Origin of the sequence: Petrocella atlantisensis (assembly GCF_900538275.1) — a bacterium.
In the GTDB taxonomy this organism is placed as follows: Bacteria; Bacillota; Clostridia; order Lachnospirales; family Vallitaleaceae; genus Petrocella; species Petrocella atlantisensis.
Genome location: NZ_LR130778.1, coordinates 1,302,121 through 1,315,745 on the forward strand (window position 1 = coordinate 1,302,121; position 13,625 = coordinate 1,315,745).

General features: G+C 35.5%; 16 protein-coding genes. All 16 read right to left on the reverse strand.

The genetic code is table 11. The features are described from left to right. Positions 1-47: 47 nt before the first annotated feature. The gene (locus tag PATL70BA_RS06120) at positions 48-350 is read right to left on the reverse strand and encodes an iron-sulfur cluster repair di-iron protein, ric (protein ID WP_125136549.1); all 303 of its coding nucleotides are present in this window, start codon (positions 348-350) and stop codon (positions 48-50) included. Between the two features lie 90 nt (positions 351-440). Continuing rightward, positions 441-1,205, reverse strand: a complete 765-nt coding sequence (locus tag PATL70BA_RS06125) for a Crp/Fnr family transcriptional regulator (RefSeq protein WP_172596126.1) — start codon at positions 1,203-1,205, stop codon at positions 441-443. 23 nt (positions 1,206-1,228) lie between these two features. Then, positions 1,229-1,447 (reverse strand): hypothetical protein, encoded by a 219-nt coding sequence (locus PATL70BA_RS06130; RefSeq protein WP_125136550.1) that lies wholly within the window; start codon positions 1,445-1,447, stop codon positions 1,229-1,231. A 177-nt stretch (positions 1,448-1,624) separates the two neighbouring features. Next, the gene (locus PATL70BA_RS06135; RefSeq protein ID WP_125136551.1) at positions 1,625-2,569 is read right to left on the reverse strand and encodes a teneurin-3; all 945 of its coding nucleotides are present in this window, start codon (positions 2,567-2,569) and stop codon (positions 1,625-1,627) included. A gap of 4 nt (positions 2,570-2,573) precedes the next feature. Further along, positions 2,574-2,999 (reverse strand): SMI1/KNR4 family protein, encoded by a 426-nt coding sequence (locus PATL70BA_RS06140; RefSeq protein ID WP_125136552.1) that lies wholly within the window; start codon positions 2,997-2,999, stop codon positions 2,574-2,576. A gap of 12 nt (positions 3,000-3,011) precedes the next feature. Continuing rightward, positions 3,012-3,236: a helix-turn-helix domain-containing protein gene (locus PATL70BA_RS06145; protein ID WP_125136553.1), complete on the reverse strand. Its 225-nt coding sequence runs from the start codon at positions 3,234-3,236 to the stop codon at positions 3,012-3,014. A gap of 257 nt (positions 3,237-3,493) precedes the next feature. Next, positions 3,494-5,641, reverse strand: coding sequence for a heavy metal translocating P-type ATPase (locus tag PATL70BA_RS06150; protein WP_197715815.1), 2,148 nt, complete (start codon positions 5,639-5,641; stop codon positions 3,494-3,496). Between the two features lie 239 nt (positions 5,642-5,880). Then, positions 5,881-6,552 (reverse strand): recombinase zinc beta ribbon domain-containing protein, encoded by a 672-nt coding sequence (locus PATL70BA_RS06155; RefSeq protein ID WP_197715795.1) that lies wholly within the window; start codon positions 6,550-6,552, stop codon positions 5,881-5,883. Positions 6,553-6,913: 361 nt separating this feature from the next. Further along, on the reverse strand, positions 6,914-7,636 hold the full coding sequence (locus PATL70BA_RS06160) for a GGDEF domain-containing protein (protein ID WP_125136555.1): 723 nt from the start codon (positions 7,634-7,636) through the stop codon (positions 6,914-6,916). A gap of 2 nt (positions 7,637-7,638) precedes the next feature. Continuing rightward, entirely contained in the window at positions 7,639-8,907 is a 1,269-nt protein-coding gene (locus PATL70BA_RS06165; RefSeq protein WP_058491514.1) for an HD-GYP domain-containing protein, read from the reverse strand. A gap of 97 nt (positions 8,908-9,004) precedes the next feature. Beyond that, complete coding sequence (locus PATL70BA_RS06170; RefSeq protein ID WP_125136556.1) at positions 9,005-10,807, reverse strand: methyl-accepting chemotaxis protein; 1,803 nt, start codon at positions 10,805-10,807, stop codon at positions 9,005-9,007. Positions 10,808-11,090: 283 nt separating this feature from the next. After that, positions 11,091-11,897 (reverse strand): sensor histidine kinase, encoded by an 807-nt coding sequence (locus PATL70BA_RS06175; protein ID WP_172596127.1) that lies wholly within the window; start codon positions 11,895-11,897, stop codon positions 11,091-11,093. A 71-nt stretch (positions 11,898-11,968) separates the two neighbouring features. Then, positions 11,969-12,460 (reverse strand): hypothetical protein, encoded by a 492-nt coding sequence (locus PATL70BA_RS06180; RefSeq protein WP_125136558.1) that lies wholly within the window; start codon positions 12,458-12,460, stop codon positions 11,969-11,971. Beyond that, positions 12,457-13,143 carry a response regulator transcription factor gene (locus PATL70BA_RS06185; protein ID WP_125136559.1) on the reverse strand — a complete coding sequence of 229 codons (687 nt, stop codon included), beginning with the start codon at positions 13,141-13,143 and terminating at the stop codon, positions 12,457-12,459. The genes PATL70BA_RS06180 and PATL70BA_RS06185 overlap by 4 nt, the downstream gene beginning before the upstream one ends. A 31-nt stretch (positions 13,144-13,174) precedes the next feature. Further along, on the reverse strand, positions 13,175-13,429 hold the full coding sequence (locus tag PATL70BA_RS06190; protein ID WP_125136560.1) for an SHOCT domain-containing protein: 255 nt from the start codon (positions 13,427-13,429) through the stop codon (positions 13,175-13,177). A gap of 13 nt (positions 13,430-13,442) precedes the next feature. Further along, positions 13,443-13,625 (reverse strand): SHOCT domain-containing protein, encoded by a 183-nt coding sequence (locus tag PATL70BA_RS06195; RefSeq protein ID WP_125136561.1) that lies wholly within the window; start codon positions 13,623-13,625, stop codon positions 13,443-13,445.

Consider the following 13,625-nt stretch of genomic DNA (forward strand, 5'->3'; position numbering starts at 1 on the left):
TCCCTATTAGATTATTTATATCTTTTCATTGCTTTGTTTATTTTCTTTTATGCTTCATATGCTTTATCTAATTCTGCTAACATGTTATATACTGCTTCATAACTTTCGCATACATCACCTGGAACTGTATAATTATCTGTGATTTCACGTAATTTTACAAACTCCTCTTTTAAGTCCGGCTTTTCTACTCCCGCATCTTTTGCTTTCTTTGCAAGTTCATCATATACTTTACGAACCTGGTAGAATTCTGGATGATCTCCTCCATGAACTTTTGCTACAACTGGAACATATTGTGCTAATGTTTTTAAATGAGTTTCCTTTACTTGATTAAAATTTAATTGTCTTGACATATTTTTTTCCTTCTTTCTTGTTTTATTTTTTCTTTATCTTGATTATATAATACTATAGATTGAAAGAAATTAAATTGATCTAAATCAAGTTTATACCAACAACAATCCATCTAAATCCAAAATCTCAATCTTTCTACCTGATTTTTGTTTTATATATCCTTCATTTTCAAGGTCAGCTAACTTTCTACTAATAGTTTCTGGAGTAGTTCCTAGATAAGAGGCTAAATCCTTTTTACTCATTGGCAATTCAATTTCCGTTGGAGCATCTCCGCTTTCCATGCATTCTGCAAGAAACAGTGCTAATCTAGTATCTACCTTCTCTGTGGCAAATCTCGTTGTTTGTTTTTCTGATGTTTCTAATCGGTTAGAGAATTCCGATAAAATCTTCAAAGATATAGTAGGGTACTTTAATAAAAATTCTTGCAAATCATTTCTACTAATCATACATACATCGGTATCACTCATTGCTTCTGCATATGCTTCCTGAATTGATTCGCGAAACAAGGCAAGCTCTCCAGTGAAATCGCCTGGATTTAATATTCTCACTAATTGTTCTTTTCCTGATTCAGACAAACGGTAAATTCGAATTTTCCCTTTACTTACAATATATAACAAGTCGGATATATCTCCCTCTCGGTAAATTACTTCACCCTTTTTAAAAGAGGTCGATTTCGTTACTTTCATAATTTCCTCCATCTGTTCTCCTTCTAAATGATTAAAGATCGGAACTACAGTGATACATGAAGCGTGTGAAGCTGACTCATGTCCTTGATGATGAGTGTGAGTAACATCGTGATACCCTTGTTTTTCTATATATTGATTTTTAATTTCATGCATCAAATCCTTTTTTTTCATTTGAATGCCCCTTTCATATTCTCTCATAAGGTCTCTTTAGCTTTTTCCAAGTACCCACGAGTCCAGTAAATGCAGGTAAACTTATCCGGATGAATAATTGCGTTATCATCATAGTCAGGATTTTCCAGTGTACTTTTTAGACGTCCTATTTCTTGCTTAAGTCCTCGGATGGCGGTCATTATTTCTTCCTTTGTCTTTCCTTTGAGATACTCTTCATAGTAACTTTCCGGACTAATCATCATATTATCTACCCTTGACATCAATACAACCGTCTCAACATGTGTTAAGAGGAAGTCATAGCTGTCAAATATTAGTATCCTGAATATTATTCTCTTTGAGGGAAGATATCAACTGAGGGCTTTCGTATGTGGGAACATATCAATTATTACATCGACTATGATGGCCGGGAGGAGCTTTTGTTATTCATCATTGTTTCCACCACGTGGGTATGGATCTTTATCTTTCCACTTAACACTACCATCTTTATAATGATAACGCTGTCCATGTCCTTTCACTGTGTGTTCATCCGGAGAAGAACGCTCTGAGGATTCTGAAGTGTCCTGATCAACAGGATAATTATCATATGAATCTTCATACTCATCATCAGAATAATTATAGTTTGAAGCTTCATACTCATCGCGGTCATAATCACCTGGCCATCCGTATTCTGAATTTGATGAACCTCTCCTTGATGATTCTTTGACAGCAGCTACAGCAGCAGTAGCCACAACTATTCCAACGCCCTTTATTGCTTTCACTGCTTTCGGGTGTTTTTCTGGAAATTCTACAATTGTTTTACCTATGAATTTAAGGCCACTCTTCAATTTCGGTACAAACCCCTGCTTTGCTATATCTTCTGTTTTATTAGGTGGTACAGTCTTGTGTGGAGATTCATGTTTTATGTTTGACTCTGCCTTTTTCTGACCTTCACTAACAGACTTTTGATCAACTTCTTTCTCAATTTCTCGTTTAATTTGTGCTTTGTTTACAGGATCGGCTAATTGTATTATTTCGCACGGAATAAATTTTCCATCTCCAAAGTCAGTTTTTTCTTTTGTAACAGGATTAAAATGCCAATTAGTCGGATTTCTCCAATTCCCATCGTGGGCCTCTAAATGTTCTGCTCTTGTTAGGAACTGAATATTTTCGGGATCTCCTTGATATTCTGGATATTTTTCCACACTTTTCATATGCTGTCCTTGAAAAGCTACTCCATCTTCATCATAGGCCTTACCTTTATCAAGAATATCTTGCTGTTGTTGGGGCGTCCATTCTCTTGTCCCTTTTCCTTCTTGAACAAGTTCCTGTTCCTTATTCCAAGCCGCAAGTATCGCCTTGTTAGATTCTGCTGTTCTTCTCGACATGGTATCAACCTCCTATGCCAAGCAAATCATGCAGATCTTTAAGAAAGGCTATAAAATCATCGTAAATCTCATCGTCTTCTATCCTTCCAGCTTCTTGATTATATATAGCAATTTTTTCGCTGCTCTTTTCGCATAAGATTGGGTCTCCTGATGCCAGAGCTCCAATAACTATATAATCATCGTTTGGTCGTGAATTATCATTCACATTAATCACTGGTTTGTGTTCAATTCCATATAATTGAATACCTGCGGGCAAAAAGAACTCACCACCATCAGAAAACTGCAACCATTCTTTGTATTTGGATGGAAGCGTAACATTTTTTTCTCTTTCAAAGGTTGTGATTTTTTCTTTTGTAGTCGCCTCAAGAAAAATCATTTTACCCTGTATATTTAACTCATCAATAATTAGCTTTAATTCTTCAGAAACCATTGTTTTTCTCCTTTACTCGCTTCCTGTTTTTATTTCGTTACCATCAGGCAGAATAAAAGCCTGTTCAAACTTAACATCCATCACATCTGCTATGGTCTTAAGCTCTTCTAAGGTTATCGTTTCACGCTTCAGCTTCTTCCCGAAGTTCTGTGGCGACTGATCTAAGCGTCTAGCCAGTTCGGAGACACTGATATTCATTTGTTCACATAGCCGTCGTATCATGTCCGAGGTTTTCATAATAGTCCCTCCATGCCTCAATAGAAATATTGTAAACCATTTGGTTTCAAATAACAATTGAATGTTTACAAATTGAAAACCCGCAACTCAATAAAAAGAGCTGCGGGTAAAATTGTGTTAAGAATTACTATCCGATATTGTCCTTGAAATCAGGTCCAGATTAAAATGATGGAGTCCTGTTTTTTCTCGGAAATCCGTGGGTGTACGTATATCCTTGTACAGCACACCAGCCAGTGTTTTTTTGTTCCTGCTTCGTTTTATTTCGGGTCTAATCTCAAAAGCATGGCATTGATCGCAACAATAACGGTCGATAAGGACATGAGGACGGCGCCGAAGGCCGGACCCAAGGTAATGCCGATAGGAGCAAGGAGGCCAGCAGCAATTGGAATCGCGATAAAATTGTAGCCTGCTCCCCATACCAAGTTTTGTTTCATTTTACGTGTCGTCTTGTTTGCTAACTCGATAAAGGATTCAATATCCCCTGGATCAGACTGAGTAAGGATAATATCCGCAGAATCCAAAGCTACTTGCGTTCCAGCTCCGATTGCAATACCTACGTCTGCCAAGGCAAGGGAAGGTGCGTCATTGACCCCGTCTCCCACCATGATAACCGTCTTGTTTTGGTTTTTCATGGACTCGACCAGCTTGTACTTATCTTCCGGAGATTGATTGGCTTGGTATTGAATACCTAGAACTTCTGCAACTCCTTGTGCAGCTTCCTCGTTATCACCAGTAGCCATGAGTGGTTCAATTCCGTATTTTTTCAGCACCTCGATCAAGTTTCTGCTGGTTTCTTTCAGTTCATCTCCCAATGCGACAGCGCCGATTGCTTCATTATTTTCTACAAGGATACTTAAAGTAGCGCCTTTCGGAATATCCATACGCAATGCTTTTCCGTATGCCTTTTGGCTGATTAATTGATAGTGGTGGCCGTTCGCCTCCCCTTCTATTCCTGCTCCCGAAACGATTTCAATGGAGTCAAAGGAAACTGACTTAATGCCTTTCGCTTCAGCGTGGTTCACAATCGATTGGGCAATCGGGTGACTGGAGCCCGCCTCTATACCCGCCAACAAGCCTGTAATTTCTTCTTCAGAATATTTATCACTCAAAACAGTGACGTCCAACACTTTAAATTCACCAGTTGTTAAAGTACCTGTTTTATCCAATACCATAACATCCGCTTTAGTAGTTAATTCCAAAGCTTCTCTATTTTTAACCAGTAATCCCCGGCTTGCACCCAAACTAGTACTACGTGATACTACCAAGGGAATAGCAAGACCCAAAGCATGTGGGCAGGCAATAACTAACGTAGTCACAGTAAAGATAACGGCTGTGGGTAGGTCCGCAATGATCATCCAGACTAGTAGAGCGATTAAAGCTACTACAACGGCAATGTAGAACAACCAGCTAGCTACTTTGTGAGCCACATTCTCTGCTCGAGATGGTTGGCTTTGTGCTTGGCTAATTAATGTTTGTACTTGTGAGATAAAGGACTTATCCCCTGTTTCTGTTACTTCTACATATAGGACACCACTACCATTTGTTGATCCACCAATGACTTGATCTTTAACATTCTTTTCGATTGGCTTAGATTCACCTGTTAAGAGGGCCTCGTTTACACGGGATTCTCCGCGAATAATGATACCATCAGCTGGAACATTTTCTCCTGCTTGAACACGGATAACATCTCCAACCTGAAGTTCAGACACAGGACGAGTTTCAATCGAATCATCTTCTAAAACAACATGAGCGTCTTTTGGCAATAATTCTGCTAGAGCTTTTTGCGCATCCCCTGCTTCACCCAATGCCTTCATTTCAATCCAGTGTCCTAATAACATGATTAAAAGTAACGTTGCAAACTCAAAGAAGAAGTCCATGACATGTTCTCCGGTCACATATCGAGCGGCCACTGCGTAAACACTATAGGCATAAGAAACCGTTATTCCCAAAGTAATCAAGGACATCATGCCTGGAGCTTTTGAATTAAACTCATCTTTCGCACCCATGTAGAATGGTTTTCCGCCATAAATGTATAGAATTGTTGCCAAGACAGCTGCTACAACGTCTGCATAAGGAAAGATGATTTGGAAAGGCCATTGAATATCCATCAAGGGAGTAATAAATAAGATTGCAATTCCCAATGGGAGTGATTTCAAGAAAATTTCCTTGAAACTACCATGATGGTGGTGGGCGTGCCCTCCCATTGCACCACGATCATGATCCATGTTGCTATGGTCCATCTTGCTATGGTCCATCTTGCTATGGTCCATCTTGCTGTGGTCCATCTTGCCTTGATCCATATTGCTGTGATTCATCTTGCCGTGATCCATATTGCTGTGATCCATCTTACTGTGGTCCATCTTGCCGTGATCCATATTGCTGTGATCCATATTGCTGTGATCCATCTTACTGTGATCCATCTTACTGTGGTCCATATTTCCATCTTTAAGATTGTTATCTTTTTTATTCATTATTGGCCTCCTTGTAAAATCATACATTCCATGAACTTGAAAGACTGTTGAGCGCCTCTATACTTCAATGAGATAATTATAAAACATTTGATTTCAAATAACAATAGAATGTTTAGAACTAGACAAAACCCGCACCTCAAGAAAAAGAGGTACGGGTGATTTTATGTCAAGGATTATTGGTCGATTTGGATTTCAATCCCAGATTTAAACTCGACTATATAATGATCATCATAGACCGTGATTTTGTCGATGAGTGTCCTGGTATACTGCTCATCGTATTCGTTAAGCTCGCTTGGCAGACAGTCGAGGAAAGTCATCATTTCATCTATTCGTAACTTAAGGTCCTGATGTGATGATGCTTCAGCCCGGAGGGCTTGCTTTTCATTACGCAATCTTCTGACCTCCATGCCAAGGTCATCACCCGGGTTCTTCATATCGGCTGTTGCTAAAAGCTCGTGCTGGATCACCTTTATCTGCTCATCAAGCGCCGCCATTTGATCCGTTACATCCTCTGTCAGACTGCTTTCGATGTTTTCTCGTAAAAGAGGCAGGATGTTTTCTTTTTCCCGAAAGGCTTCGTTTATCGCCTTTACCACCACTTCATGAAGGTGTTCTTCTCGTACAGTTCTTGCAGAACAATCTGGCCCATCTTTATCAACTCTGCTGGTGCAGCGCCAAACCGTAGATTTGCAACCGCGATTGTTCCATTTGATTCTGCGGAATATGTCCCCACAATGTACCGTAAAGTGAAAAAGTAAATTCCAGTTTTTTAACCCCCAATACCAGAGAAAGAAATCTGAGATTAAAAAGTGAAAAAATAATAAAAAAGCAGTTAGGTAATTCACTAATTCAGTTCTGATTCAATTCCGCGGAATATATCAATCAAATTTGTTTTATGGTAAATAAATTTAATTGTTGTGATATTCTATGAAAGATGTTTAGAATTGGAAAATCAATCTGATAATGTAAGCTTCATATATTCCTTCTCGACAGAAAGATAAAAGTACTTTGGAATTTATGGATATATAGACGTATGGCAGATTTTATGTTAGTTTGGGATAGAAAATCCTTTACAGCTTTGGGAATGCTGAATCCCTGCGTATAAAAGAAATTGCCTTCAAACTGATATAATTTTCATCAATTTGAAGGCTATGGATACTATTCAAAAAAAATATATTATAATACTCTAACCAAATACTAAACTACTCACAATTTATCAGTGAAATTTTGCTCCTTTTTTTTCTGATAACAAACTAATCTATCCTTTCCAAATTCTTTCGCTCTATATAAAGCTATATCACTTGCTCTTAATAGATTAACAATAGACTCAGCATCATCAGGAGCAGAAGCTAATCCAGCAGAAACTGTAATTCCTGAATAAGGTGTATTATCACAATCCCTGATATTCTCTACAATTCTATTACCAATTTTCAAAGCTAATTCTTTTGAACACTCATCTAAAATAACTATCAATTCTTCACCGCCATATCGATATGCTTTATCAATGTTCCGAATGCTACCTTTAATTGTTTTTGCCACATTTTTTAATACGTTATCGCCTGCTTCATGTCCATAGGTGTTATTAAATTTACTAAAATCATCTATGTCCAAATAAATCACAGTGTAAGTTGAGCTGTTATTCAGACTCTTTATATCTTCTTCAAAAGCATATCTATTATATAATTCAGTTAATTTATCTATTCTTATTTCCTGTTCAAGTTTTTGTTTATCTACTTTTAGAATACTGTACCTATGTATAAAAAACAATGTAAATAACGAATTGATTAAACCATAAATAATTCCAGTTGAAACACAGTGTATTAATAAACTTTCGCTAGTCGACATAAAAATCAAATAAAATGTATATCCGCAAACAGCGCCCAATAATATCATGGACAAAATAACTATAGCAGTGAATTTTTTATTCATATTCACTCTCCTCGTTTGTTATCATCATTCAATAATTTTTCTATTACTAAAAAAGCGTCAACGATTCTAGCATCAAACTGTACTTGTTTATTACGCAATATTTCATCGACTGCTACCTCATGTTGGAGTTTTTTTCGATAAGGTCTATTAGATGTCATCGCATCATATGTATCTGCCACTGATATTATCTTAGAACACAGCGGAATTCTTTCTCCACTAAGCTTATCCGGATATCCGTTGCCGATATATCTTTCGTGGTGATGCATGATTATGGGCAGAATATCATCTAGAAACTCTATAGATTTAAGTATATTTACCCCCATTTCAGGATGCTTTTGAATTATAGCGAACTCTTCGTCCGTAAGTTTACTGTTCTTTAACAGAATATGATCAGGAATTCCTATCTTACCTATATCGTGGAATAAAGCGGCGTATTCCAGTTTTTTCATCTCATCCGCTGACAAGCCAAGATTTTCACCTATAAGAAGAGATATTTTTGTTACTCTTTCCGAATGCCCAGCGGTATATGCGTCTCTGGCGTCGACTGCATTTGATAATGCTGATATAGTGTTCCTATATGAGTCTGAAAGCTGTTTATAAGCTGTTTCGATCTCTGCTTTTTGATTTATTAGTTCATTGTTTTGATTCCTTAATGTCTTTGATGCTGAATACAAGATTCTTATTAACAACAAAAAGAGTACCAGCAATCCACCAGACATAGTCAAAATTATTTCTTTTAAAAGCATATCCACATGTGATTTAATAACCACTTCCGGGATTTGAAGCATTAGTACTCCTGCAATGTTCTCTTTATATTTTATCGGAACATATAAGTTGAATACTCTTGTATTAATTACATCATTAATAGAATAAGCTTTGGAGATATAATATGTTACCTTACTTTCCAGTATCATATCAACACCACTAAGATCATTTGCAGTTATTGTCTCTGAGGACTGTCTGTTTGTTAATACTATTTTCTTCTTATTATTAAACATGGTATATGATTGGGGCATATACAGGCTCAATGATCTATTGATATTTTCTTCCAGAAGCATTTGCTTAGCGTTATCAATATTATTATCAAAATCAGATTCTACTAAAATACTTTCATTTATACTGTCCACGGCAATTTGAGCGGCACCATATAAATTTTGATGATAATCATTTTTAATATGATTCGATATGACAAACGATAAAACGGCGCCAATTAAAATAAAAGTAATAAGACTGTATAGTATAAATGTTTTTACTAATGAATACTTTTTCATTACATACCTCAATCCCTTAAATATATAGTAAAGTGGGCGACTGTTAAGTGCCCACCTTGTTGTATCATAAAATATTTTACTAATAATTTTATATATACTATTTTTCTGCCTCAATCTCAGTTGTTTGAAAGTACTGAATCATCTTATTAAGATTTTCTGTCATCATCAGAAGAGGATTAGATAAAGCACTTATCTCTTGAATTGCAGCTATTTGCTCGCCAATATTACCATTTATATTATGTGCGGACTGTGCTACATCCTTTGAATTAATCACGGCCTGATCCATATGTTCTGAAATATTTTCAGCGGAATTTGCCTGTTCTTCTGATTGTACTGAAATCTTCCTTATCTTTTCAGCCAATTGAGCAATACTATCAAGAATAATAGTTAAATTAGTATCGGCCACTAATGCAGCCTGATTTCCTTCAATTACTTTTTTCTCTGTAATTGTTATGCTCTGTACTGCTATGTTTGTTTTATTTTGTACTTCGATTATTGTATTCTCAATGTCGGCTGCTGCAACCGCACTGCCATCCGCCAATTTTCTCACTTCTTCAGCCACAACCTTAAAACCTCTACCATGTTCACCTGCTCTAGCTGCTTCTATTGATGCATTAAGGGCTAAAAGATTGGTCTGTGCGGCAATATCCTTAATCACAGTTATTATATTATCAATTTTACCTGAAAGTACTTGTAGATCGTCTATTGTTACATGTACCTCATTTGTCGATTTCTCGATATCTTTTGTATTATGTATTAATATATCGACTGAACTTCTACCTTTTTTTGCTGACTCAATAAGAGTATTAGATTCTGTATTAGCTTCCTGGGTTAATTTTGATACTTCATCAGAATTAATAACTATATTTTTTAAATTACTACTGATATGTTCTATCGAAGAAACCACTTGCTCAATATTATCTGTAATGGCACCTACCGAAACTCCTATTTCATCCATAACCTGATTCGATTCTTCTGTTGCTATATTTAATTGTTCTGTACTTTCTTCCAAACCCATTGAAGATTTCTTGATTTCAGATACAATTTCACTTAGTTTCTCACCTGTATTATTAAGGGAATTCACAAGCATGCCAATTTCATCATTAGCCATTCGAATATCAATTCTGCTATTCAAGTTCCCTTTTGATAATTCATCGGCGAATCGTACTGATCTTTTTAAAGGCTTGATTACCGACGCGGCCATTCTACTCATTATGAAAGCACCGGCAATTAAAGCAAAAAGTATAATTCCAATAAAGATCAAAAATGATTTATTATATGTACTATTACTGTTTATAAAAGTATCATCGGCTTCTGCCAATTCATGCTGTGATAGTTCTGTAATCAATGTGTCTATTTTATCAAATGTCTTGGTACTGTTTTGAGAAAGTGCTAGTGCCTCATCCTCACTACCTGCCATACTTTTATCAATTACTTCACTCTGGATTTTTTTTACATCATTAACTTTACTAATCAATGCTTCAATCTCGGCCTCGTTACCTTCACCTTCCATCAAATCCATATATAAATTTAAATTTTTGATAATTCCATCTGTATATGTTTCATCCAAGTGCATAGTGTGTTCCATTTTTTCATCTTTTGTTTTTGATAAAAGAACATTCTTTTCTGCTCTCTGAGCTTTGATAATATTATAATGAGCATCTTTCAAATAGTATACTCCTTTTAAGCTGTCATTATAAATTTCCTTTACATTGTTATTAATTGATTTCATTTCATAAAGGCCAAACACTCCCAAAAACACCATGATAATCATAATAGCAGAAAATCCTATCAATAATTTTTTTCTAAATCCCATTTTTGTTGTCCTCTCTATTATAGTTAGATTCATATACTTTTTTGTCGCTTTTAATATTATAGCATAAATATATGTAATTTTCATGGAGATTTTGATATTTTATGAATTTTTAAAAGAATTCATTTACCTCGCATGTTTGAATCTTAGTTGTAAAAATGATATTTCTTTTCTTAAAAGCTTTCTTGTTCCAGCTCGGCAGTTAGTTGCTTAGAGCATATAAGTAATTTACCTAACGCAATTTCAGTATTATGAAATTAAAAATACTATTATGAGTCCCTTATTATCACAACATCATTATGAGCGTGCTGCTCATTACAAGTCTGGCACACTCATAGTATATACAATATTTTAGTATATATAATTTTGATTATCTTGGTATTGTCAATATGAATTTACTACCTTTAGTTAAATCAGATTCTACAATAATTGTACCATGAATGATTGCCATATTTTCATTTGCTACATAAAGGCCAATACCGTCTCCTGCCGATCCAATTGATATATCCTTTTTATAATAGGCGTCAAAAATTTTAGCTTGATCTTCTTTACTTATTCCCGGACCGTTATCTTCTATTACTAAGATAATACTATCAGAATTTACATGGTAGGATACAGATACATTACCATTTGGTTCAGTAAATTTATACGCATTCGTCAGTATGTTGTATATAGCCTGGCTTAATCTATATTTATCCGTTTTTATCGATACTTTTTCGTGATCTGTGATTTTAAAATCTATTCCTTTTTTTTCAAATTGTGCTTTTAAACCATTAACAATCTGCTTAACGAGCTGGCTAAATTCAAATTCTTCGATATTTAATGTCGTCTCCAATTTTTCTGCATCAATCATACTGCTCATATTTGTAATAATAGCTGTAATGTTCTCAATCTGATTTTCACATACCCTGATTTCCTCAGGAACCATATCAATTACCCCATCCTCGATTCCTTCCAGATGTGTCCTTAAGATAGTTAGAGGCGTCCTAGTCTGGTGTACTAGCTGATCAATAAGAGCTTTCCTATTTTTCTGTTTCAACTTTAACCTTGATTGTAATGTTTGCAAGCTCTGTTGGATTACTCTAATTTCTTTCACTTTTGACTGACGAGAGGGTGTATCATTTCCAATATCAATATTTTGTGCCATCTCGGCAGTCTGAATTAAATCCTTACTCATCCGATTACTAATAATCATTCCAATAATAACTGCAAATATAAGCACGATACCGATGGAGTATAGGCTATTTTTCAAAAGAGACGATTGAAACATCCATGTCGCAAATGAATTTCAGCTGAACTATATTTTGTAATGTTAACTTGGCCTATTACTGTATTACCATAGATGATCTCGGTATGGTCCACTTCCTCATACTGAGAGTCTCTCATTCTCCCCATCATATTACCCATCATGCCACTCATCGTACCACTTGTTACATATGATTGAACATCCGCACTTACATCAGTTATTAAAACACCGTTATTATCATATACCTTTATTCTGGTTATCGGATCCACAAGATGAGTTTCTAACTCTAAAGCTATCTGATTTTCAGAATAATTTTCATCTTTTAATGCTCCTGATAAGTATTCTACAATCTGATTTAAATGCTTATCATAATTATCTTTCATATAATCTTTGAAGTACTGATTTGTTAAAATACTTAGAATCAATGAGTTAATAATGACAGATAGAATTGCTATTATTACAAGTACCAGAAGCCACTGTTTTTTTATCGTCATATCTCCTCACCTCCAAATATATAACCTGCTCCATACTTTGTAATAAGTATTTTGGGAGTTTTCGGATCATCCTCTATTTTTTGTCTGATTCTCTTGATAAAGCTATCTATGTTTCTGTCGTAGCCTTCATAATCATGTCCATATGCCAGTGTAATTAACTGCTCTCTGGTCAAAATCTGCCCTTTGTTTTTGAATAAGACAAACAACAGCTTATATTCAGCTGTTGTAAGTGTTATTTCATTTCCGTTTTTCAACAATTTCATTCCTTTGGTATGAAGGCTTAAATCTTTAAAATGATATACAATTTCATCTGTTTCATTGTATATTCGCTTTAGAAATACCTGGATCCGCTTCATCAGTTCTCTGGGGCTGAAGGGTTTTATTACATAATCATCAGCTCCGATCTCGAAGCCTTTTAGACGATCTATTTCTTCTTGCTTTGCCGTGAGCATAATCACAGGCACATCCGATATTTTTCTAATTTCCTTTAATACCTCAAACCCATTAACACCCGGCATCATTATATCCAACAGGACAAGGTGAAAAATCTGATTTCCAAACAATTCGAGAGCTTCAAACCCATTGCTTGCTACTGCTACTCCGTAACCCTCTTTCGTGATGTACTTCATTACTATATCACTAATTTCTTTTTGGTCTTCTACCAACAAAATTTTGTAAACCATCTTTTCACCCCGTCCAGTATTTATAATTCTTCTATTTCTTATTTATTATATCTTTTCGCCTGAGATACTCTTCTTCCGTGATGTCGCCCTGCACATATTTCATTTTCAAATTCTCTGATGCAGCATCGTACGATGTCTTTTTCTTACTATTATAAACTACAAAATAGAAAAGTAAAGAAATTGTTATTATCACTCCTAAGGTAGTCAGTATTCCCCATCCATTGTTCATAAATCTAAAGCAGCTTGCACTTCCATAATATCCATTACTAAAATATCCGTTCATCATAAAGATTCCTCCTTTAATATCTTATTGTTTTTTTCATTCTCTCAAAAGTTTCTTCATTAATTTCGCCGTTTACATAGCGTTCTTTCAACATATCTTCCGGTGAGTGGTCATTATGAAACGTGGTCTTTGTTGTTTCATGATCACGAAACCAATAGAAAATTACCGCAATTATAAGAATCCAAAAGAATATCATCAT

Coding starts and splice junctions, on each gene's coding strand:
- PATL70BA_RS06120 (WP_125136549.1), bottom strand. CDS start 350: ATGTCAAGACAATTAAATTTTAATCAAGTAAAGGAAACTCATTTAAAA.
- PATL70BA_RS06125 (WP_172596126.1), bottom strand. CDS start 1,205: ATGAAAAAAAAGGATTTGATGCATGAAATTAAAAATCAATATATAGAA.
- PATL70BA_RS06130 (WP_125136550.1), bottom strand. CDS start 1,447: ATGATGATTAGTCCGGAAAGTTACTATGAAGAGTATCTCAAAGGAAAG.
- PATL70BA_RS06135 (WP_125136551.1), bottom strand. CDS start 2,569: ATGTCGAGAAGAACAGCAGAATCTAACAAGGCGATACTTGCGGCTTGG.
- PATL70BA_RS06140 (WP_125136552.1), bottom strand. CDS start 2,999: ATGGTTTCTGAAGAATTAAAGCTAATTATTGATGAGTTAAATATACAG.
- PATL70BA_RS06145 (WP_125136553.1), bottom strand. CDS start 3,236: ATGAAAACCTCGGACATGATACGACGGCTATGTGAACAAATGAATATC.
- PATL70BA_RS06150 (WP_197715815.1), bottom strand. CDS start 5,641: ATGGATCACAGCAATATGGATCACAGCAATATGGATCACGGCAAGATG.
- PATL70BA_RS06160 (WP_125136555.1), bottom strand. CDS start 7,636: ATGAATAAAAAATTCACTGCTATAGTTATTTTGTCCATGATATTATTG.
- PATL70BA_RS06165 (WP_058491514.1), bottom strand. CDS start 8,907: ATGAAAAAGTATTCATTAGTAAAAACATTTATACTATACAGTCTTATT.
- PATL70BA_RS06170 (WP_125136556.1), bottom strand. CDS start 10,807: ATGAAAATTACATATATTTATGCTATAATATTAAAAGCGACAAAAAAG.
- PATL70BA_RS06175 (WP_172596127.1), bottom strand. CDS start 11,897: ATGAGTAAGGATTTAATTCAGACTGCCGAGATGGCACAAAATATTGAT.
- PATL70BA_RS06180 (WP_125136558.1), bottom strand. CDS start 12,460: ATGACGATAAAAAAACAGTGGCTTCTGGTACTTGTAATAATAGCAATT.
- PATL70BA_RS06185 (WP_125136559.1), bottom strand. CDS start 13,143: ATGGTTTACAAAATTTTGTTGGTAGAAGACCAAAAAGAAATTAGTGAT.
- PATL70BA_RS06190 (WP_125136560.1), bottom strand. CDS start 13,429: ATGATGAACGGATATTTTAGTAATGGATATTATGGAAGTGCAAGCTGC.
- PATL70BA_RS06195 (WP_125136561.1), bottom strand. CDS start 13,625: ATGATGATATTCTTTTGGATTCTTATAATTGCGGTAATTTTCTATTGG.